The 19,729-nt window shown below is 70.7% G+C and carries 18 protein-coding genes; 8 read left to right on the top strand and 10 right to left on the bottom strand.

Features of this window, described 5'->3' with window-relative positions:
• Window positions 1-299: 299 nt before the first annotated feature.
• Both QSJ95_RS26070 and QSJ95_RS26065 read right to left on the bottom strand, forming a co-directional pair.
• Window positions 300-1,049 carry an anti-sigma factor family protein gene (locus QSJ95_RS26070; protein ID WP_285646380.1) on the bottom strand — a complete coding sequence of 250 codons (750 nt, stop codon included), beginning with the start codon at window positions 1,047-1,049 and terminating at the stop codon, window positions 300-302.
• A complete protein-coding gene (locus QSJ95_RS26065; protein ID WP_285646379.1) occupies window positions 1,046-1,555 on the bottom strand; it encodes a sigma-70 family RNA polymerase sigma factor in 510 nt (169 codons plus the stop codon). The genes QSJ95_RS26070 and QSJ95_RS26065 overlap by 4 nt, the downstream gene beginning before the upstream one ends.
• A 170-nt stretch (window positions 1,556-1,725) precedes the next feature.
• On the opposite strand from QSJ95_RS26065, the gene QSJ95_RS26060 reads away from it, so the two are divergent.
• Both QSJ95_RS26060 and QSJ95_RS26055 read left to right on the top strand, forming a co-directional pair.
• Window positions 1,726-2,787 (top strand): catalase family peroxidase, encoded by a 1,062-nt coding sequence (locus tag QSJ95_RS26060; RefSeq protein ID WP_285646377.1) that lies wholly within the window; start codon window positions 1,726-1,728, stop codon window positions 2,785-2,787.
• Window positions 2,784-3,344, top strand: coding sequence for a cytochrome b (locus QSJ95_RS26055; protein WP_285646375.1), 561 nt, complete (start codon window positions 2,784-2,786; stop codon window positions 3,342-3,344). The genes QSJ95_RS26060 and QSJ95_RS26055 overlap by 4 nt, the downstream gene beginning before the upstream one ends.
• 27 nt (window positions 3,345-3,371) lie before the next feature.
• Here QSJ95_RS26055 and QSJ95_RS26050 read toward each other — a convergent pair whose 3' ends face one another.
• Window positions 3,372-3,767 carry an OsmC family protein gene (locus tag QSJ95_RS26050; protein WP_285646373.1) on the bottom strand — a complete coding sequence of 132 codons (396 nt, stop codon included), beginning with the start codon at window positions 3,765-3,767 and terminating at the stop codon, window positions 3,372-3,374.
• Between the two features lie 77 nt (window positions 3,768-3,844).
• Complete coding sequence (locus QSJ95_RS26045) at window positions 3,845-5,245, bottom strand: MATE family efflux transporter (RefSeq protein ID WP_285646371.1); 1,401 nt, start codon at window positions 5,243-5,245, stop codon at window positions 3,845-3,847.
• Window positions 5,246-5,403: 158 nt separating this feature from the next.
• On the opposite strand from QSJ95_RS26045, the gene pdxB reads away from it, so the two are divergent.
• Window positions 5,404-6,552, top strand: a complete 1,149-nt coding sequence (gene pdxB, locus QSJ95_RS26040; RefSeq protein ID WP_285646369.1) for a 4-phosphoerythronate dehydrogenase PdxB — start codon at window positions 5,404-5,406, stop codon at window positions 6,550-6,552.
• Window positions 6,553-6,591: 39 nt separating this feature from the next.
• Here pdxB and QSJ95_RS26035 read toward each other — a convergent pair whose 3' ends face one another.
• Window positions 6,592-6,774: a PA1571 family protein gene (locus tag QSJ95_RS26035; protein WP_009620307.1), complete on the bottom strand. Its 183-nt coding sequence runs from the start codon at window positions 6,772-6,774 to the stop codon at window positions 6,592-6,594.
• A 187-nt stretch (window positions 6,775-6,961) separates the two neighbouring features.
• On the opposite strand from QSJ95_RS26035, the gene QSJ95_RS26030 reads away from it, so the two are divergent.
• Complete coding sequence (locus tag QSJ95_RS26030) at window positions 6,962-8,083, top strand: ATP-NAD kinase family protein (RefSeq protein ID WP_285646367.1); 1,122 nt, start codon at window positions 6,962-6,964, stop codon at window positions 8,081-8,083.
• On the opposite strand, the gene QSJ95_RS26025 is transcribed toward QSJ95_RS26030, so the two are convergent.
• The 4 genes from QSJ95_RS26025 to QSJ95_RS26010 form a co-directional block, all read right to left on the bottom strand.
• On the bottom strand, window positions 8,059-9,441 hold the full coding sequence (locus QSJ95_RS26025) for a PepSY-associated TM helix domain-containing protein (RefSeq protein WP_285646365.1): 1,383 nt from the start codon (window positions 9,439-9,441) through the stop codon (window positions 8,059-8,061). The genes QSJ95_RS26030 and QSJ95_RS26025 overlap by 25 nt on opposite strands.
• A gap of 8 nt (window positions 9,442-9,449) precedes the next feature.
• Window positions 9,450-11,762: a TonB-dependent receptor gene (locus QSJ95_RS26020; RefSeq protein WP_285646363.1), complete on the bottom strand. Its 2,313-nt coding sequence runs from the start codon at window positions 11,760-11,762 to the stop codon at window positions 9,450-9,452.
• 96 nt (window positions 11,763-11,858) lie between these two features.
• Window positions 11,859-12,263: a DUF2946 domain-containing protein gene (locus QSJ95_RS26015; RefSeq protein WP_285646361.1), complete on the bottom strand. Its 405-nt coding sequence runs from the start codon at window positions 12,261-12,263 to the stop codon at window positions 11,859-11,861.
• A gap of 476 nt (window positions 12,264-12,739) precedes the next feature.
• Window positions 12,740-13,207, bottom strand: a complete 468-nt coding sequence (locus tag QSJ95_RS26010; protein ID WP_058072162.1) for a MarR family winged helix-turn-helix transcriptional regulator — start codon at window positions 13,205-13,207, stop codon at window positions 12,740-12,742.
• Between the two features lie 185 nt (window positions 13,208-13,392).
• Here QSJ95_RS26010 and QSJ95_RS26005 point away from each other — a divergent pair, with 185 nt between their 5' ends.
• Window positions 13,393-14,919, top strand: coding sequence for a DHA2 family efflux MFS transporter permease subunit (locus QSJ95_RS26005; RefSeq protein WP_285646359.1), 1,527 nt, complete (start codon window positions 13,393-13,395; stop codon window positions 14,917-14,919).
• Here QSJ95_RS26005 and QSJ95_RS26000 read toward each other — a convergent pair.
• Entirely contained in the window at window positions 14,916-15,080 is a 165-nt protein-coding gene (locus tag QSJ95_RS26000) for a hypothetical protein (protein WP_285646357.1), read from the bottom strand. The two genes, QSJ95_RS26005 and QSJ95_RS26000, sit on opposite strands and share 4 nt — an antisense overlap.
• 330 nt (window positions 15,081-15,410) lie before the next feature.
• On the opposite strand from QSJ95_RS26000, the gene otsB reads away from it, so the two are divergent.
• From otsB to QSJ95_RS25985, 3 genes are read left to right on the top strand one after another with little or no spacing between them, the layout of a single operon-like run.
• Window positions 15,411-16,232, top strand: a complete 822-nt coding sequence (gene otsB / locus QSJ95_RS25995; RefSeq protein WP_061561655.1) for a trehalose-phosphatase — start codon at window positions 15,411-15,413, stop codon at window positions 16,230-16,232.
• Window positions 16,229-18,022: a glycoside hydrolase family 15 protein gene (locus QSJ95_RS25990; RefSeq protein WP_043272632.1), complete on the top strand. Its 1,794-nt coding sequence runs from the start codon at window positions 16,229-16,231 to the stop codon at window positions 18,020-18,022. Before otsB ends, QSJ95_RS25990 begins: the two co-directional genes overlap by 4 nt.
• Complete coding sequence (locus QSJ95_RS25985; protein ID WP_058489516.1) at window positions 18,007-19,419, top strand: alpha,alpha-trehalose-phosphate synthase (UDP-forming); 1,413 nt, start codon at window positions 18,007-18,009, stop codon at window positions 19,417-19,419. The genes QSJ95_RS25990 and QSJ95_RS25985 overlap by 16 nt, the downstream gene beginning before the upstream one ends.
• Window positions 19,420-19,729 lie beyond the last annotated feature (310 nt).

Genomic DNA, 19,729 nt, shown 5'->3' with positions numbered 1-19,729 from the left:
TGACGAAACGAACGAGGCTTCGGGATCGCGTAAAAATAGTTTTCGGGGGGCGGCCAGGGGGCAATCGCGGACGGAGTCCTACGGTTCCAGGAGGCACTGCTTTTCGTAGGATGGCGTTGAGCGAAGCGATACCCATCAGCGCAACCGCATGGGTTTCGCAAGCTCAACCCATCCTACGAAAAGCACATCAGCACGACCGGCGAGACAGTTGCCCTACCGCTCTTGCTTCCAGCTTCGTAGGGCGAATAACCGTTCGCCGGCGGGAGTAGGAGGACGCTGTCCGCGATTCGGCGCCTGGCTCAGAACCCCAGTAACTGCCCCACCTGGTCCCCCTGCGGATTATCGCTGCGGCTCACCAGCGCGTAGTTGTAGTCGCCCTGGCTCCAGTAGCGCGTCAGCAGCTCGCCGTCCTGCCGCTGGCCGTGGGGCAGCAGCAGGTGGCCGGGGCCCGGCGGGCGGATGAAGAAGCTCAGGCGATGGCCCTGGGCATCCTCGTATATCACCAGCGCCGCCGCGCCCTGCTCGGTGGCCAGCAGGCGCGCGCCGACGCTGCGCAGGCCCAGGCGGTCGAGGTCGGCGGGCAGGTTGGCGTTCTCCAGGTAGCGGCCGAGCCAGTTGCGCACGTTCTCCCCGGCCCGGGTGTCCAGCGGGGCGCTGCTGCCGTTGGCGGCGAACAGGCGGTAGGCCTGCACCGCGTCCTCCATCGGCTTGCCGTGCCTGACCAGGCTCATTTCGCGGGCCTGCCAGCCGCCCAGGCTGCCCACGCCCAGGGCCAGCAGCAGGGCGGCGGCGGTGGCCAGGCGGGCGCGGCGGCGTTCGCGCAGCTGGCGGCGGATGCGCGCCGGGTCCAGCGCCGGGCCGGCCGGCGGCAGGGCGCGGCTGGCCAGGGCGGCGCGCAGGTGCTGGGTGTCCTGCCGCCATTGCTCGACGCGGCGGGCCTCCTGCGGGTGGCTGGCCAGCCAGGCCTCGATCCATTGCCGGCGCTCGGCGTCCAACTGGCCGTCGAGGTAGGCGTGCAGGTCGCTTTCGGTAGGCGTCAGTTCGCTCATTTGAGTACCCGTAGGGAAGGGGCGCCGCTGCTGCCTTCGCCGAGCGCGCGCAGGGCCTGGCGTGCGCGCGACAGGCGCGACATCACGGTGCCGATGGGGATCTGCAGGGCCTCGCCGACCTCGCGGTAGCTCAGCCCCTCGACGCTGACCAGGGTGAGCAGGGCGCGCTGTTCGGCCGGCAGGCGTTCGAAGGCCTCCAGGGTGGAGCGCGCGCTGACGATGTCCTCGGCGGAGGGGCTGCGTTCTTCCCCGCCGCCGAACAGCGCGAGGATGCGCGCGTAGCGGCGGGCGCGGCGCTGGCCGTCGACGAACAGGCGGTAGAGGATGGCGAACAGCCAGGCGCGCAGATCGCCGTCGCCGCGCTTGTCGCCCCAGGCCGACAGGGCCTTTTCCAGGGTGGCCTGGACCAGGTCGTCGGCGCTGGCCGCCTCGCGCGTCAGGGACAGCGCGAAGCGCCGCAGGCGCGGCAGCAGTTCGCGCAGTTGCTGGTCATCCAGTTCGTTCATCGCGCCGTGGCCGTCGGCCGTCTCCGTGGTTCGTCGAGCCGGTGGGACGAATCCCCGCGCAGTTTATTCCACCGCCGGTCGGCTTTCGGGCGAATTTCCGCTGCCGGGAATAACCCGGCGCCTGGTGCGTCGTACGGGCTCTTCGAACCTGGCCCAATGAGGACGTATCCATGACCCAACCCGACTCGGCGCCGCCGAACCTGCCCCTGCGCCTGGCGACCATCGCCCTGGCCGTGGGCGGCCTGGCCGCCGCCTTCGCCTATGCCGCCGGCTGGATAGGCCCGCAGCGCCTGACCCCGGCGCGCCTGGTGGACAGCCTGGAGCAGAACGCCGGCGTCTACCCGGCCTATCGCCGCAACCATGCCAAGGGCCTTTGTGTGGTCGGCCATTTCGACAGCAACGGTGCCGGCGGCGAAGTCTCCCGCGCCGCGGTGTTCGCCAGTGGCAGCGTGCCGGTGGTGGGGCGCCTGGCGATTCCCGGCGGCAACCCGGCCGCCAGCGACGGCGCCGCGCCCATCCGCAGCCTGGCCCTGCGCTTCCTGCCTGGGCACGGCGGGGAATGGCGCACCGGGATGAACGCCATGCCGGTGTTCGTGGTGAACAGCGTGCAGGGCTTCTACGCGCTGCAGCAGGCCTCGCAGCCGCAGCCGGGCAGCGGCAAGCCCGACCCGGCGAAGCTGGCCGCGTTCTTCCAGGCGCACCCGGAAACCGCCGCCTTCCGCGCCTGGGTGAAGAGTTCCACGCCTTCGTCCAGCTACGCCAACAGCGCCTACTACGGCCTCAACGCCTTCCTCCTGGTGGACGGGCAGGGCCGCGAGCACCCGGTGCGCTGGTCGGTGCAGCCGGAGGCAGCCTACCAGCCGATGAGCGCCGAGCAGCGCGGCGAGGCCGACTTCCTCGCCGCCGAGCTGCAGCAGCGCCTGGCCCAGGGGCCGCTGAAATGGCGGTTGATGCTGACCCTCGGCGAGCCCGGCGACTCCACCGCCGACGCCACCCGGGCCTGGCCGGCGCAGCGCCGCAGCATCGACGCCGGCGAACTGGTCATCGAGCGCGCGCTGCCCGAGCAGGGCGGGCCCTGCCAGGACGTCAACTACGACCCGCTGATCCTGCCCGACGGCATCCGTGCCTCGGACGACCCGCTGCTGAGCGCGCGCTCGGCGGCCTATTCGGAATCCTTCAACCGCCGTACCCGCGAGCAGGCCGCCATGCCGGCCAAGGAGCCGCAGCCGTGAAAGCCGAACCCCGCTACTTCCCCTTGCCGCTGCGCGTGTTGCACTGGCTGATGGCGCCGCTGGTGATCGCCATGCTGCTGATCGGCCTGGCCATGGTCGCCAGCGCTTCGCCCGCCCATGCCACCCTGGTGGCGATCCACAAGCCCCTGGGCGCGGCGCTGCTGGTGCTGGTGCTGCTGCGCCTGGCCATCCGCCTGAGCCGGCGGGTGCCGGCGCTGCCGCGGGAAATGCCGGCGTGGCAGCAGCGCCTGGCCCACGCCTCGCACTACCTGCTGTACGCGCTGCTGATCCTGCAGCCGCTGGTGGGCTGGACCATGCAGTCGGCCGGCGGCTACCCGGTGGTGCTGTTCGAGGGCCACGAACTGCCGGCCCTGGTCGACCCCTCGGTGTGGCTGCACAGCCTGTTGCGCAGCGCCCACAGCGTGATCGCCTACCTGCTGATGGTGACCATCCTGCTGCACCTGGCGGCCGCGCTGTTCCACGGCCTGATTCGCCGAGACGATGTGCTGCCCAGCATGACCGGCGGCCGCCTGCCGAGCGGCGCGGACGAGCCCTGAGGGAAGCCGGCCGGCTTCAGCGCGGCGTCACAGCAACTGGCTGTCGATATGGATTTCGCCGCTGAGCAGCTTGTGCACCGGGCAGGCGTTGGCGATCTCCAGCAGGCGCTGGCGCTGGGAGTCGTCCAGCGCGCCGTTCAGGCCGATGTCGCGGGCGATGCGGCTGTTGCCGGGTTTCTCCTGGCTGAGCCTGAGCTGCACCTGGATGCCGTCCAGCGGCCATTGCTTGCGCCGCGCGTACATGGCCAGGGTGATGGCGGTGCAGGCGCCCAGGGACGACAGCAGCAGCTGGAAGGGCCCCGGCCCCTGGTTGCCGCCGCCCAGCTCGGCGGGTTCGTCGGCCAGCCACTGGTGCAGGCCGTCGGACAGGCTGACCTGGTAGGGAATGCCGGCGTGGCTGGCGGTGACGGTGGCGTCGCTCATGGCAAGGCTCCTTGGCCTGGAAGGGGGAGACCTGGGAGTCTAACCGCTCTGCCACGGGCTTACACGGCGGCTCGGATTCAAGCCCCGCGCATCTGCTGCAACCTGATATGCCGCCGCGCGCTGCGCGCCAGGCGGATGCCGAGCAGGATCGCCGCGCAGGTCAGGCCGACGATCAGTCCCTCCCACAGCCCGCGCGGGCCGGTGGGCTGTTGCAGCCAGTCGGCGAGGCCGAGGCTGTAGCCCACCGGCAGGCCGATGCCCCAGTAGGCGAACAGGGTGATGAGCATGACCGCGCGGGTGTCCTGGTAGCCGCGCAGGGCGCCGGCGGCGGTGACCTGCAGGCCGTCGGAGAACTGGAACAGCGCCGAGTACACCAGCAGCGCGGCGGCCAGCGTCAGCACCTCGGGGTCGCGGGTGTAGAGCGCGGCGATGTGCTCGCGGAACACCAGCATGGCGCTGGCCGAGATGGCTGCCCAGGCCAGCGCCGTGGCCATCCCGGTGCCGGCGGAGAAGCGTGCGTCGCGCGGGCGGCTGGCGCCCAGGGCCTGGCCGACGCGCACGGTCACCGCCATGGCCAGGGCGTAGGGGATCATGAAGGCCAGGGCGCTGATGTTCAGGGCGATCTGGTGCCCGGCCACGACCTTCTCGCCCAGCTCGCCGATCAGCAGGGCGATCACCGAGAAGATGCTCGACTCGGCGAAGATGGCGATGCCGATCGGCAGGCCGACGCCGACCAGGCCGCCGATCACCTTGCGGTCGGGCCGCTCCCAGCGGGCGAACAGGGCGCTGGGCCGGTACACCCGGGCGCTTTTCACCCACACCAGCATGCCCAGCAGCATGAACCACATCACCGTGCCGGTGGCCCAGCCGCAGCCGGCGCCGCCCAGGGCCGGGACGCCCAGGTGGCCGTAGATCAGCACGTAGTTGAGGGGGATGTTCAGCAGCAGCCCGCAGACGCCCAGCACCATGCTCGGCCGGGTGCGCCCCAGGCCATCGCTGAAGCAGCGCAGCACGTGGTACAGGGCCACCGCCGGCAGGCCGCAGGCGATGCCGCGCAGGTAGAAGCGGCTGGGTTCGATCAGCGCTTCCTCGACCTTCATCGCCCGCAGGATGGGCTCGGAAAGGAACCACAGCGCGGCCGCCGCCAGCGGCCCCACCAGCAGCGCCAGCCACAGCGCCTGGCGCACCAGCGGGCCGGTGCCGGGCTGGTCGCCGGCGCCGAAGCGCTGGGCGACCTTGGCGGTGGTGGCCAGCAGGGTGCCGGTCATCAGCAGGAACACCGGAATCCAGATGGAGTTGCCCAGGGCCACCGCGGCCAGGTCGCGGGGGCCGACGCGGCCGGCCATGACGGCATCGACGAAGCCCATGGCGGTGGTGGCCAGCTGGGCGATCATGATGGGCGCGGCGAGGGTGAGCAGCTCCCTGAGTTCGGTGGCGATGCGCCGTCCGCGCGAGACGGGCTGGGCAATGGCAGTCACGGCTGTCCTTGGCTGAGCTTACGTGGGGAAGCCGGCCAGTCTATCGCCTGACGGTAGGGTCAGGAAAGCGCCGCGCACGCGGGCCGCGACCCCTGGGCCTGGCGCTGGTAAAGTGGCGGGAATCATCCGTAGGAGCTTTCCCAATAGGAGCTTTCCTCATGCGCATCCTTGCCGACGAGAACATTCCCCTGGCCGAGGCCTTCTTCGGCGCCCAGGGCGAGATCCGCCGCGTCCCCGGGCGCGCCATCGACCGCGCCGCGCTGGGCGACGCCGAGGTGCTGCTGGTGCGCTCGGTGACCCAGGTCGACCGCGAGCTGCTGGAAGGCAGCGCGGTGCGCTTCGTCGGCACCTGCACCATCGGCACCGACCACCTGGACCTGGGCTACTTCGCCGAGGCCGGCATCGCCTGGTCCAGCGCGCCGGGCTGCAACGCCCGCGGCGTGGTGGACTGGGTGCTGGGCAGCCTGCTGGCGCTGGCCGAGGCCCACGGTGCGGACCTGGGCAAGCGCCGCTACGGCGTGGTCGGCGCCGGCCAGGTCGGCGGGCGCCTGGTGGACGTGCTGCGCGGCCTGGGCTGGGACGTGCGGGTGTGCGACCCGCCGCGGCAGGCCGCCGAGGGCGGCGACTTCGTCAGCCTGGAAGAGATCGTCCACGAATGCGACGTGATCAGCCTGCACACGCCGCTGACCAGCATGGGCGCGCACATGACGCGCCACCTGATCGACGCCGAGCGCCTGGCCCACCTGCGCCCCGGCGCCTGGCTGCTCAACGCCAGCCGCGGCGCGGTGGTGGACAACCTGGCGCTGCGCCAGCGCCTGGAGAGCGGCGCCGACCTGGACGTGGCGCTGGATGTATGGGAAGGCGAGCCCCAGGCCGACCCCGAGCTGGCCCAGCTGTGCCGTATCGCCACCCCGCACATCGCTGGCTACAGCCTGGACGGCAAGCTGCGCGGCACGGCGCAGATCTACGAGGCCTTCTGCGCCTGGCGCGGCATCGAACCCGGCGTGCAGCTGGACGACCTGCTGCCGGCGCAATGGCTGATGGAGCTGAGCCTGGGCGAGGACTGCGCGCCGGACTGGGCGCTGGGCCTGCTGTGCCGCGCGGTGTACGACCCGCGCGGCGACGACGCGGCCTTCCGGCGTAGCCTGGTGGGCAGCGCCGAGGCGCGCCGCGAGGCCTTCGACGCGCTGCGCAAGCACTACCCGCCGCGCCGCGAGATCACCGGCCTGTGGGTGGATATCCAGGGTGAGGCGCCGGCGCTGGAACGTCTGGTCCAGGCGCTGGGCGCCAACCGCGTCGGCGAGTAGACAGGGGAAAGGGCCCGCCAGGGCGGCGGGCCGGAGGGGTCAGCGCGCGCGCTTCTGCACGCAGCTGCCTTCCAGTTCGCGGCAGGCGCGCTGGATCATGTCTTCGGTGATGGGTATCTCACGGCCCTGGGCGTCGATGATCGAGCCGCCCACCGGCTGGTCCGGGGCGGGACGCGGGGGTTCGCGGCGCGGGGCGTTGTCATGGGTGGGGTGCGAGCTCATGGCCAAACTCCTCATCGAAAGCTGCTGCAGTCTAGGCAGAATCACATGAAGTCCCGGTGACAGCGCGCGCCGGGCGAAACGACCGCCATGGCCGCGGGCGCGAGCCGGGCGGCGGGGCGGTGAATGCTTGTTATGAGCCGGTCCCTCCCGGACCTGGTAGCCGTGGGAAAGTCCTTTGAGGTTGAGTATGGACGGATTTCACCTGGGCCTGATCGTCAATCCGCTGGCCGGTATCGGCGGCACTGCCGCGCTCAAGGGCAGCGACGGCGTCGCTGAGCAGGCCCTGGCGCTGGGGGCCGCGCCGCGCGCGGCCGAGCGCACCCGGCAGGCGCTGGAGGTGCTGCTGCCGTTGCGCGAGCGCCTGCGCTTCCTCACCTTCCCGGGGCCGATGGGCGGCGACCTGCTGGCCGAGATGGGCTTCCACTTCGAGGTGATCGGCGAACTGGCAGGCGAGCGCACCAGCGCCGAGGACACCTGCCGCGCCGTGACCCTGCTGCAGGACGCCGGGGTGGCGCTGATCCTCTTCGCCGGCGGCGACGGCACCGCCCGCGACGTCGCCGCGGTGGCGCGCGAGGGCCAGCCGGTGCTGGGCATCCCGGCCGGGGTGAAAATCCATTCCGGGGTCTACGCGGTCAGCCCGCGGGCGGCCGGCGAGCTGGCCCGGCGCCTGGTGGAAGGAGGCCTGGTGCGCCTGGCCCAGGGCGAGGTGCGCGACCTAGACGAGGCTGCGCTGCGCGAGGGCCGGGTGGCGGCGCGCTGGTACGCCGAGCTGACGGTGCCGGAGGAAGGCCGCTTCATGCAGCACGTGAAGCAGGCCGGGGTGGAGACCGAGGAGCTGGTACTGGCCGACATCGCCGACTGGCTGCGCGACACCTGGGAAGACGGCGTGCGCTACGTCTTCGGCCCCGGCTCGACGCTGCACGGCCTGGCCCGCGAACTGGGCCTGGAGACCACGCTGCTGGGCGTGGACGTGATCGAGAACGGCGAGGTGATCGCCCGCGACGTCACCGAGCAGCAGCTGTTCGAACTGGTGGACGACTACCCCAGCTGGCTACTGGTGACGGTGATCGGCGGCCAGGGCCACGTGATCGGCCGCGGCAACCAGCAGATCAGCCCGCGGGTGCTGCGCGCCATCGGCCTGGAGCGCCTGCGGGTGGTGGCCACCAAGCGCAAGCTCGGCACCCTGGAGGGCCGGCCGCTGCTGGTGGACAGCGGCGACCCGCAGCTGGACGCGAGTTTCCCCGACGCGCTGCGGGTCTGGGCCGGCTACAAGGAAGAACTGCTCTACCCGCTGGCCGAGGCGCTGTAGCCGTCCAGGCCGAGGAAGCGGGCGAGCGGGGCGATGCGCGACAGCAGGCAGCGCTCCAGTAGCCAGACCAGCAGCAGCGAGGCGCCCAGCAGCGGCAGGTACAGCCCCAGCAGCAGCACGACGAAGGCCAGCGCCGGGTAGCGCGCCCCCGCCATGGCCGCCGGCGCGCCCAGCACGCCTTGCGGCCTGCGCCGCCACCACAGCACCAGGGCGCTGAGCGCCAGGCAGATCAGCCCCAGGGTGGTGAACAGCCCGAGCGCCTGGTTGGCTACGCCGAACAGTTGGCCCTCGTGGGCCGCCACGCCATAGCCGATCACGCGGTCGAGCAGCGGCCGCTGGGCGAAGTCCACGCGCTTGAGCACTTCACCGGTCTGCGCGTCGAGCACCAGGTTGACGCGCTGCGGGCGGTTGGCCGCGTCCGAGCGCGCGGTCCACTGCGGGGCCATGGCCGAAGGTGGAGCCAGCAGAACGGGGTAGGGCAGGTCCAGCGCCTGCACGCTCGGCAACATGCGGTCCAGCGCGGTGTAGTCCGGCGTCGGTGGCGGCATGTCGGGCATGGCGTGGTGCATGCCCGGCATGTTGGCGTGCTCGTCCGCCGGGGCGGCGTTCTGCGCGCGGCGCTGGGCCATCTCCTCGGCGCGACCGGTGGTCCAGTCCTGCTGCACCGTCTGCTTCGCCGCCCACTGGCGGACCTCCTTGAGCGCACCGCCCCAGAAGGTCGCCCAGGGCAGGCCGCTCAGGATCAGCAGCAGGGCGAACAGCGACACCCAGAACCCGGTCACCCCGTGCAGGTCGCGCCAGAACAGCCGGCCGCGCTGGCCCGGGCGCGGGTAGAGCACCCCGCCCAGGCGCGTGCCGCGCGGCCACCAGAGGTACAGGCCGGTCACCAGCAACAGCACCGTCCAGCAGGCCGCCAGTTCCACCAGATAGGAGCCGGTGCTACCCATCAATAGCTCGCCGTGCAGGTGGAACAGCTGGCGAGTGAAGCGCTGGTCCTCGACGACCTGGTGCAGCACCTGGGCGCTGGTTGGGTCGACATAGACGCGGCGCAGGTCCTCGCCGTTGCCGACCAGGACCTGCGCGGCGTCGCGCGGACCATCCGGCAACTGGTAGGCATTCAGTCGCGCGCCGGGCACCGCGGCCAGGGCTGCGCGCACCTGTTCGCTGACCGGCAGCCGCGCGGCGGCCGCGTCCACCTGGTTGTAGGGGCTGTCGAGCAGGGCGTCGATCTGCGGGCGGAACAGGTAGATGGAGCCGGTGAGCGACAGGGCGAGGATGAACGGGATGCAGAACAGCCCGGCGTAGAAGTGCCAGCGCCAGATCAGGCGGTACAGCGCGGCGCGGTTGGCTGGTTTCATGGCGGGCCTCAGTAGTCGTAGCTCAGGCCGAGGAAGGCCGTGCGCTGCGGGTAGGGGTGGCTGACGTAGTACTTCTCGTTGCCCAGGTTGTCGATCCCGGCGGAGGCGGTGAGGTGCTCGTCGATGCGGTAGCTGGCCTTGACGTCGAACACGCTGTAGCGGCTGATGCCGCCGTAGGTGTCGTGGTTGTCGTCGGTGTTCAGCAGGGTGCCGTAGGAGGCGCTGGCGTAGCGGTAGCCCAGGGCGTAGGTCAGCCGCGCATCCTGGTGGTAGACCGCGGACAGGCGCGCCCGCCAGCGCGGGATGCGCGGGTAGTCGTTGCCTTCGGCGGCCGGGGTCAGGGCGTCTTCGAGGATTCGCGCCTGGGTCCAGGTCAGGCTGGCGGACAGGTCCAGGCCCGGCAGGCCGACGTCCTGCGCATCCAGCGCGCTCTCGATGCCGCGCAGGCGGGCGCGGTCGATGTTGTCGATGCGGGTGAGGTTGGGGCTGACGCTGGTGTCGGTCTGCGAGAACAGCGCGTCGTGGCGTTCCTCCTGGAACAGCGAGACGCGCAGCAGGTAGCGGTCCCAGCCGTACTGGGTGGTCCAGTCGAAGGAACGCACGTCCTCGGGCTTGAGGTCCGGGTTGTTCTGCACCAGCTGGGTGCCGCTGCTGATCTGCTGGAACAGCTCGCCCACGGTCGGGTAGCGCACCGCGCGGCCATAGGAGAAGCGCGTCTGCAGGGCGTCGGTGATGTCGAAGGTCAGCGCCGCCTTGGGCGAGATGTCGTTGCGCTGCTGGTCGTCGTAGTGGACCTGCTGCGGGGTGGTGGTGACGTCGCGGTTGAAGCCGTCGAAGGCTTCCCAGTGTTCGGCGCGGGCGCCCAGGGTGAGCGTCCAGCGCGGGGCGAACTTCCAGGCGTCCTGCAGGTACAGCGCCTGGGTGCGCGTCTCGCCGCCGGAGGCCGCGACCTTGGCGCCGTTGCCGGCGGACTTCCAGTCGTCCAGCTGGTAGGTGCGCTGCTTCAGCAGGTAGTCGTCGATGTGGTAGCCGAAGCTGACCTCGTGGCTGTCGGGGCGCCAGATGCCGCGCAGCTCGCCGGTCTGCCAGCCGGTGCCGTCCTGCACCTGGCGGGTGCCGGCCTGGCTCTGGCCGTAGTTGGAGGCGGTGCGGGTGGAGGAGTCGAGGTAGCGGTAGTCGCTGGCTGAAACCTGCCAGTCGAAGATCCCGCCGCTGTGGCTGGCGAACGACAGGCCGTTGAGCAGGTGCAGCTCGTCGGTGCGGCTGGGGTTGAGGCCGGAGACCTTGTAAGAGTGGCCGTCGATGTTGACCGTGCCGTTGTACAGGGTGCGCCCGCTGGTGTCCTTGAGGTAGCTGTCGACGCCGGTGTGGGAGTCGTTGGACCACAGGCCCAGGGTGTAGACCGCGGTGATGTCGTCGTTCAGGTCCCAGCCCAGCTTGAGCTTGCCCTGGTCCTGCAGGCTGTGGTCGATGGAGTAGCCGCCGAACACCAGGCGCTGCTTGCCGTTCTGGTCGTTGTCCGCGTGGGCGCCGCCGGCCGTGGGCGCGCCGGCCACCGGCGCCTTGCTCGACAGGCCGGCGGTGGCGTAGCTCATCGGCTGGCCCTGGCTGTCCAGGTGGTCGTAGGACACCCACACCGACAGCGGCCCGCGGCGGTTGCCGGCGGCCAGGCTGATATTGCCGGTGGCGTAGTCGTCGTGGCTGCCGTAGAGGTCGAAGTCCTGCCGCAAGCCGGTGACCGAGGCGTGGAATTCCGGGCGCGTGGGCATGCGCGTTTCCAGGGTCACCACGCCGCCCAGGGAGTTGCCCGGGTAGAGCGCGCTGAACGGGCCGTAGAGCACGTCGACGCGGGAAATCTCGGCGGGCGTCACCAGGCCCCAGCGCGGCGGGAAGGCGTAGCTGTTGCCGAGCAGGTTGGAGAGCAGCAGGTCATCGGCGTAGACCAGCGACTGCGCGCTGGAAATGGTGCCGGTGGTGCGGGTGGCGAGGATGCCGTTGCGGTCGCCGATGAAGCGCTCGCGCACCTCGAGGCTGGGCAGGTACTTCAGGGCCTGGGCGGAAGTGACCAGGTTGGTGCTCTCGCGCAGCTGTTCGGCCGTGCGGCTCTCGACCACGGCGGGAGCGCTGGCCAGCGCGGCGGGCAGCGGCTGCTGGCCTTCGGCGCTGACCACCACGTCGGCCAGGCGGGTAGGGGCGTCGCCGTCGGCGGCGGTTTCGGCGTGGGCCGGCAGCAACAGGCTGCCGGCCAGGCCGCAGAGCAGGGTGCGGGCGGCCGGGGGCTTCAGTGCGTAGGCAACGCACCGGCGCAGGGATGTGGACATCCGGATGATCCTTGTTCAGGACGACGGGAGCGCGGCCAGGCATGCGCGCAGGGGCACGCACGCCAGGGGCGCGGGTTCGGGTGTCGTGGAACGGGATCAGGCCAGGGGCGGGCCGCGCGGACGGACGTCCAGCAGGTGCAGGAAGGGCGGGAGGGGCAGAGCCGGCGGCGGCGCCTGGGCATTGACCGGCCCCAGCGCCGGGGCCATGGCGATGGCCCAGAGCAGCGCCGGGCTGTCGTGCAGCAGGGTGCAGTAGCCGCAGGCCGGGTCGAGGCTGTTGTGGACCATGCCGCCGTGGTCGCCGGCCGGGGCATGTTGCATGGCCCCGTGGTCCATGGGCATCTGCCCCATGTCATGGGCGGAACACCAGGCACCCTGGGGCGGCGAGGAGTGCTCGACGGCTTCGAGGGTGCGCGAGAAGGTCGGGGCGAACAGCAGCAGCCCGAGGGCCATGACGGCCAGCCAGGTGGCGAGGCGGTACTGTGCTGAGTGACGGCGCAAGATGGAACGTCCCGATCGGTGGGGCCGGGGTCTGGGGGCGCTATGCTGCCATGCCGGGGGTGGGGGCTTCAATGTGGGGGGCTGAGAATGAGGGGCCGTTCGGAGCGGGCGGCGAATCTGGCGTCATCGTCATGCCCGCGAACGCAGGAACGCAGGGCGGACGGAGTCCGCTCGGTTCCTGGGAAGCACGGGCGTAGGAGCAACTGTCTTGCCCACTGCGCCGGGGTGCTTTTCGTAGGATGGGTTGAGCCTGCGAAACCCATGCGGCCATGGTGATGGGTATCGCTTCGCTCAACCCATCCTACGGACGTTGTGTTTACCGGAGGATGTAGGAGCGGACTCCGTCCGCGATTGGACTCACTGGCCCCGCCGAACTATCCGGTGGCACGGCCAACGGCGGATAACCGCGAACGGTTATGCGCCCTACGTTCCTGTGTTCGTAGGAATGGCGAGGTGAAGTTACCAGGGCTCGCAGCCTAGGCATCCCCCGGCTTCTGCTGGGCGTAGGCGCGGGCCTTTTCCTCCATCAGCCGCAGCACCCGGGTGGCGGTTTCGACGTCTTCCCGGGGGATGCTGCCGAGCACTTCGGCGCGCAAGGCGTTGAGGGCTTTCTCCAGGCGCTCGGCCAATTCCCGTCCCGCATCCTGCAAATGGATGGCGCGCAACCGCCGGTTGCCCGGCACCATGCGCCGTTCCAGCAGGCCGGCGGCTTCTGCCTGGTCGAGCGTGCGCACCAGCGCCGCCGGGTGCACGCCGATGCAGTCGGCCAGCACGTTCTGCAGCACCCCGTCGCCCATGCGCGAGACCAGCAGCACCGGCGTGGCCACCGCCAGCGACAGGCCGCTCTCGGCCAGCACCAGGCTGGCGGCCTGCTGCCAGGCGCGGCGCGCCGGTTGCAGCGAGCCGGTGAGGGCGAACAGGTGATCCTGGGGCGGGCTGGGCATGGGGCGGTCCGTTGCGGGTGGATTTCGCGCCGATGATACGGGCCCGGGCGGCGAGTACCAAACCCGCTTCGGCTTATCTGTGCAAAGTCAATAATTGCATTGACAGCAATTTGTCGCCGGTTCCAGAATTCGCCCAGGCCGGCGGCAGCACCGGCACCTCACGACCCACCCCAGGTTCGCCTTCCATGAGCACCGAATTCCGCCCGCCGAGCCTCGCCCTCACTACCCTCGGCCTGGCCCTGGCCATCTTCATGCAGGTGCTGGACACCACCATCGCCAACGTGGCGCTGCCGACCATCGCCGGCAACCTGGGCGTGAGCGCCAACCAGGGCACCTGGGTGATCACCTCGTTCGCCGTCAGCCAGGCCATCTCCCTGCCGCTGACCGGCTTCCTCTCCCGGCGCTTCGGCGAGGTGCCGCTGTTCATCGGCTGCTCGCTGCTGTTCGTGGTCGCCTCCTTCCTCTGCGGCGTGTCGCAGGACATGGGCATGCTCATCCTGTTCCGCGCGCTGCAGGGCGCCGTGGCCGGGCCCATGTACCCGATCACCCAGAGCCTGATGATCAGCATCTACCCGCCGCACAAGCGCGGCACCGCCCTGGCGCTGCTGTCCATGGTGGCAGTGGTGGCGCCCATCACCGGGCCCATCCTCGGCGGCTGGATCACCGACAACTATTCCTGGCCGTGGATCTTCTTCATCAACCTGCCCATCGGCGCCTTCGCCGTGTTCGTGGTCAGCCGGCAGATGCGCGGCCGCCCGGAACGCCTGCAGCGCACCCGCATCGACTACGTCGGCCTGGCGACCCTGGTGGTCGGCGTCGGCGCGTTGCAGATCCTGCTGGACAAGGGCAACGACGAGGACTGGTTTTCCTCGCCCTTCATCATCGCCTGCGCGGTGGTGGCGGCCATCGCCCTGGCGGCCTTCCTCATCTGGGAGCTGACCGAGGACGAGCCGGTGGTGGACCTGCGGCTGTTCCGCCACCACAACTTCCGCTACGGCACCCTGGCGCTGGTGCTGTCGTTCTCGGCCTACTTCGCCATCAACCTGCTGCTGCCCCAGTGGCTGCAGCGCAACCTCGGCTACACCGCCACCTGGGCGGGCCTGGCGGCGGCGCCGCTGGGCATCGCGCCCTTGCTGCTGAGCCTGCTGGTGGGGCGCTACGCGGCCAACTTCGACCTGCGCCTGGTGGCCTCGGTGGCCTTCGTCGCCATGGGCGCCACCTGCTTCCTGCGTTCGGACTTCACCCTGGACATCGATTTCCGCCACGTCGCCCTGATGCAGGCGCTGATGGGCGTGGGCGTGGCGCTGTTCTTCATGCCCACCACGGTGATCCTGCTGTCGGACCTGGAGGCCGACGAAATCGCCGCCGGCTCCGGGCTGTCGACTTTCCTGCGGACCCTCGCCGGCAGCTTCTCGGCCTCGCTCACCACCTTCCTCTGGGACCGTCGCGCGGTGCTGCACCACGCCCAGCTCAGCGAAAGCATAACGACCTTCGATAGCGGCACGCGCAACAGCCTGGAGCTGCTGGGCCAGGGCGACCCGCACCTGGGCGCCAGCCTGCTGAACCAGATGATTACCCAGCAGGCCTACCAGATCAGCTTCAACGAGCTGTTCCACGCCCTGGGCTGGATCTTCCTGATACTGATGAGCGTGATCTGGCTGACGCGCCCGCCGTTCAGCGGCAAGGCGCGGGTGGCGGTGGCGGACCACTAGGGCCGCCGTACCCGCGCGGGGCACGGCGGGTCATTCAGTCTCCGGACTTGGGCGGCGTTCAACCGGTCGCCGTGGGCCTCCAGGGGGGCCAGCGCCGCTTCCAGGCGCGCCACCGGCCAGCCCAGTTCGGCGCGAGCGGCGGCGTTGATCAGGGCATCCATCGGTCGGCTCCCGCAGTCTAGCCAGCGCACCGCTTGTGGGCATTCACACTGCGGCCGGGAAGCGGCGGCGTGCCCATGAGCGGTACGCGACGAACGGCGCCAGCCCCGGCAGAGCGGGCGTCGTGGCGGCGCGGGCGGCAGCCGGGCAGGGCGCCAAGGCATGGACCTTGCTGAACTTGCCGGGCCCCTGGAAGGTCCGTCCCAGGGCGGAAGATGCAGCCGGCGCGCTGGCCGCCCGGTGGATTTTCCCGTGTTAGTCTTTTGGATTCTCATTCGCTTCGCCGTCCGCAGCGACTTTTCGCGGGCGGCCCGAAACGTGGAGATCGGCCCATGTCCCGCCCGATCGATTCAGGTCTGGCCGACGCGGCCATTGCTGCTTGCGGTGATGCCTCGGCCAGGGCCCTGCTCGATGACTGGTTGAGCGAGCGCGACGCACCCTGCGCGCTCTTTCTCGATGTCGACGGTACCCTCCTGGATATCGTCGAAACCCCCGATGCGGTGCGCGTTCCCGACGACCTGCGCGCCGCCCTGCAAAGCCTGCACCGCCAACTGGACGGTGCCCTGGCGCTGGTCAGCGGACGCCCGCTGGCGCAGCTCGACGACCTGTTCGCCCCCCTGCGCCTGCCGGCCAGCGGCGGCCACGGCGCGCAGTGGCGCCTGGCCGGCGGGCAACCCCTGCAACAGTTGCCGGCGGCCCATCTTGGCGCGCCGCAACGCGACCAGCTGCTGGCCCTGGCCCGGCGCCACCCCGGCGTGCTGGCCGAGGACAAGGGCAGCAGCCTAGCCCTGCATTACCGTGCCGTGCCCGAGGCCGGCCCGGCCCTGGCGGCGGCCCTGGAGCGCCTGCTGCGCGGCCCCGAGGGCGCCGGGCTGCGGCTGCTGCCGGGGAAGATGGTGTTCGAGGTGCTGGCCCATGCCAGCGACAAGGCCCAGGCCATCCGCCGCTTCCTCGGCGAGCCGCCCTTCGCCGGGCGCCGGCCGCTGTTCATCGGCGACGACCACACCGACGAGCCGGCCCTGGCGCTGATGCCGCAGTTGCACGGCCTGGGCCTTTCGGTCGGGCGCCTGGCGCCCGGCGCGCGGGCCGCCTTCGACCACCCGCGCGCGGTGCGCGAAACACTCATACAGGCCACGAGGAGAACACAGGCATGAGCAAGCACAACGGCGCGCTGGACCTGGGGCTGATCGGCAACTGCCGCGTCGCCGCCCTGGTGAACCGGCAGGCGCGCCTGGTGTGGTGGTGCTACCCGAACTTCGACGGCGACCCGGCCTTCTCCCGGCTGCTGGCCGGCGACGAGGAGAAGGGCTTCTGCGACGTGTTGCTCGACGGCATGGTCAGCAGCCACTCGGAGTACCAGCCCAATACCGCGATCATCCGCACCACCCTCACCGACGCCGCGGGCAACGCCGTGCGCATCACCGACTTCGCCCCGCGCTTCCTGCAGTACGGCCGCTACTTCCGCCCGGCGCAGCTGTGCCGGCTGGTGGAGCCGGTGCAGGGGCTGCCGCGGGTGACCCTGCGCATGCGCCCGACGCACCACTACGGCAAGCCGTGCGAGGCGGTGGCCGGCTCCAGCCACATCCGCTACCTGGGCGGCGACCAGGCGCTGCGCCTGACCACCGATGCGCCGCTGTCCTACGTCATGCAGGAAACGCCCTTCGCCCTCAAGCACCCGGTGAGCCTGGTGATGGGCGTCGACGAGCCGCTGGACGAGTCCCCCGAGCAGGTGGTGCGCAGCTTCCTCGAACGCACACGCGCCGGCTGGTACGAGTGGGTGCGCTCGCTGGCGATCCCCTTCGAATGGCAGGACGTGGTGATCCGCGCGGCCATCACCCTGAAGCTGTGCAGCTTCGAGGAGACCGGGGCGATCATCGCCGCGGTGACCACCTCGGTGCCCGAGGCGCCGGGCACCCAGCGCAACTGGGACTACCGCTACTGCTGGCTGCGCGACGCCTACTTCGTGGTGCTGGCGCTGAACCGCCTGGGCGCCACCAAGACCATGGAGCGCTACGTCGACTTCATCACCACGGTGGCGGTGGAGGGCGCCGAGCTGCGCCCGCTGTACGGCGTGGTCCCGGCCATGGACCTGACCGAGCGCATTGAGCCGGACCTGGCCGGCTTCCTCGGCCACGCTCCGGTGCGCGTCGGCAACCAGGCGGTGGAGCAGGTGCAGCACGACGTGTTCGGCTCGGTGGTGCTGGCGGTGCTGCAGAGCTTCGTCGACCAGCGCCTGCCGCACCCCGGCGACGAAGGCATGCTGCGCCTGCTGGAAAGCCTGGCCGAGCGCGCCGCGCGCAACGCCTTCGTGCCCGACGCGGGCATCTGGGAATACCGCGGCCGGCAGCGCGTGCACACCCATTCGGCGATGCTCTGCTGGGCCGCCTGCGACCGCGTGGCGCGCATCGCCGCGCGCCTGGGCCACGGCGAGTCGGCGGCGCGCTGGCGCAAGGAGGCCACGCGCATCCGCGAGGGCATCCTGCGCGAGGCCTGGAGCGAGCGGCGGCAGTCCTTCACCGGCAGCTTCGGCGTCGACGATCTCGACGCCAGCGTGCTGCTGATGCACGAGCTGGGGCTGATCGAGGCCGACGACCCGCGCTTCGTCGCCACGGTCGACTGCATCGGCCGCGAACTGAACGTCAACGGCCACCTGCTGCGCTACGCCGCCGCCGACGACTTCGGGGTGCCGGAGACCGCCTTCCTGGTGGTCAAGTTCTGGTACCTGGACGCCCTGGCCGCCATCGGCCGCCGCGACCAGGCCCGCGAGCTGTACGCCGAGCTGCTGGCCGCGCGCAACAGCTTCGGCCTGCTGTCCGAGGACCTGCATCCGCACACCGGCGAGATGTGGGGCAACATTCCGCAGACCTACTCCATGGCCGGCCTGATCAACACCGCCATGCGTCTGTCCATGAGCTGGGAGGAGGGCCTATGTCGCGGCTTGTAGTGATTTCCAACCGGGTGGGCATGCCCGATGCCGAGGGCCGGCCCGCGCCGGGCGGCCTGGCCGTGGCGGTGGCGGCCACCCTGCGCGAGCGCGAGGGCCTGTGGTTCGGCTGGAGCGGCCAGGTGGCGGAGGTGCCGGCCGAGCCGACCACCCTGCAGAACGACAACATCACCTACATGGTCACCGACCTGCCGCCGCAGGACTTCCAGGAGTACTACAACGGTTTCGCCAACCGCGTCCTCTGGCCGATCCTGCACTACCGGGTGGACCTGGCCGAGTTCACCGAGGCCGACTTCGGCGGCTACCTGCGCGTCAACGAGTTCTTCGCCGAGCGCCTGAGCCCGCTGCTGCAGCCGGACGACGTGCTGTGGGTCCACGACTACCACCTGATCCCCCTGGCCGTGGCGCTGCGCGAGCGCGGCCACCGCAACCGCATCGGCTTCTTCCTGCACATCCCCATGCCGCCGCCGGACCTGCTCACCGCGCTGCCGCACCACGAGGAGCTGGTGCGCGCGCTCACCGAATACAACCTGATCGGCTTCCAGACCGAGAACGACGCCGACAACTTCGCCCGCTACCTGACCCGCGTGGTGGGCGCGGCCACCCCCGATTCGCGGCGCTTCAGCCTGGGCCACCAGCACTTCCGCGTCGGCGTGTTCCCGGTGGGGGTGGACGTCGAGGGCTTCCGCCGCCTGGCCGAGGAGGCTGAACACGGCCCGCTGGCCGCCAAGCTGGAGGAAAGCCTGGTGGGCCGGGCGCTGATGGTCGGGGTGGACCGCCTGGACTACTCCAAGGGCATCACCAACCGCCTGGACGCCTACGAGCGCTTCCTGGAGAAATACCCCGAGCGGCAAGGCAAGGTGACCTGCCTGCAGATCGCCCCCGGCAGCCGCCAGGAAATCCCCGAGTACGCCGAGATCGACGCCGCGGTGAGCGCCCGCGTGGGGCACATCAACGGCCGTTTCGCCGCGGTGTCCTGGGTGCCGTTGCGCTTCGTCAGCCGCAACCTGGGCCGCGAGGACATCGCCCTGGTCATGCGCCGCGCGCGCATCGGCCTGGTCACGCCGCTGCGCGACGGCATGAACCTGGTGGCCAAGGAGTTCGTCGCCGCGCAAGACCCGGCCGACCCCGGCGTGCTGATCCTCTCGCAGTTCGCCGGCGCCGCCGCCGAGCTGGGCGCCGCGCTCATCGTCAACCCCCACGACCGCGACGCCCTGGCCGACACCATCGAGCGCGCCCTGGAAATGCCGCTGGAAGAACGCCAGGCGCGCCACCAGGAGATGTACTCGGTGCTGGAGGCCAACCACATCCGCTACTGGGGCCACGGTTTCATCGAGGCCCTGACGCGCCCGGGCGTGCCGCTGAACTGGCTGTCCAGCCGCGGGGCCAACCGCTGAGGGGGATGGTGCAGGTTGCACCGAGATGCTCTTCGTAGGAGCAACTGTCTTGCGCCGAGGTGCTCTTCGTAGGATGGGTTGAGCTTGCGAAACCCATGCGGTTGCGGTGATGGGTATCGCTTCGCTCAACACCATCCTACGAAAAGCCGTGCTTCCTGGAACGTAGGAGCGAGCTTGCTCGCGAACGGGTGTTTACTAAGGTGCAAGCCGGCCAACGCGGAAACATCAGCGCACGCCGAACGGTCCCCTCTCCCTTCAGGGCGGGGCGCGCAGCCGAGGGTTAGGGAGAGGGGACGGGACCAAGCCCAAA

This window comes from Pseudomonas sp. NBRC 100443 (genome assembly GCF_030268185.1).
Lineage (GTDB): Bacteria > Pseudomonadota > Gammaproteobacteria > Pseudomonadales > Pseudomonadaceae > Pseudomonas > Pseudomonas citronellolis.
Note: the sequence above shows the minus strand (reverse complement) of the source record. Positions and strands in the feature narration are given on the sequence as shown.

Bases quoted from the DNA above. Each gene is read 5' to 3' on its own strand.
- QSJ95_RS26070 (WP_285646380.1), bottom strand. From the start codon at position 1,049: ATGAGCGAACTGACGCCTACCGAAAGCGACCTGCACGCCTACCTCGAC.
- QSJ95_RS26065 (WP_285646379.1), bottom strand. From the start codon at position 1,555: ATGAACGAACTGGATGACCAGCAACTGCGCGAACTGCTGCCGCGCCTG.
- QSJ95_RS26060 (WP_285646377.1), top strand. From the start codon at position 1,726: ATGACCCAACCCGACTCGGCGCCGCCGAACCTGCCCCTGCGCCTGGCG.
- QSJ95_RS26050 (WP_285646373.1), bottom strand. From the start codon at position 3,767: ATGAGCGACGCCACCGTCACCGCCAGCCACGCCGGCATTCCCTACCAG.
- pdxB (WP_285646369.1), top strand. From the start codon at position 5,404: ATGCGCATCCTTGCCGACGAGAACATTCCCCTGGCCGAGGCCTTCTTC.
- QSJ95_RS26035 (WP_009620307.1), bottom strand. From the start codon at position 6,774: ATGAGCTCGCACCCCACCCATGACAACGCCCCGCGCCGCGAACCCCCG.
- QSJ95_RS26030 (WP_285646367.1), top strand. From the start codon at position 6,962: ATGGACGGATTTCACCTGGGCCTGATCGTCAATCCGCTGGCCGGTATC.
- QSJ95_RS26025 (WP_285646365.1), bottom strand. From the start codon at position 9,441: ATGAAACCAGCCAACCGCGCCGCGCTGTACCGCCTGATCTGGCGCTGG.
- QSJ95_RS26020 (WP_285646363.1), bottom strand. From the start codon at position 11,762: ATGTCCACATCCCTGCGCCGGTGCGTTGCCTACGCACTGAAGCCCCCG.
- QSJ95_RS26010 (WP_058072162.1), bottom strand. From the start codon at position 13,207: ATGCCCAGCCCGCCCCAGGATCACCTGTTCGCCCTCACCGGCTCGCTG.
- QSJ95_RS26005 (WP_285646359.1), top strand. From the start codon at position 13,393: ATGAGCACCGAATTCCGCCCGCCGAGCCTCGCCCTCACTACCCTCGGC.
- QSJ95_RS26000 (WP_285646357.1), bottom strand. From the start codon at position 15,080: ATGGATGCCCTGATCAACGCCGCCGCTCGCGCCGAACTGGGCTGGCCG.
- otsB (WP_061561655.1), top strand. From the start codon at position 15,411: ATGTCCCGCCCGATCGATTCAGGTCTGGCCGACGCGGCCATTGCTGCT.
- QSJ95_RS25990 (WP_043272632.1), top strand. From the start codon at position 16,229: ATGAGCAAGCACAACGGCGCGCTGGACCTGGGGCTGATCGGCAACTGC.
- QSJ95_RS25985 (WP_058489516.1), top strand. From the start codon at position 18,007: ATGTCGCGGCTTGTAGTGATTTCCAACCGGGTGGGCATGCCCGATGCC.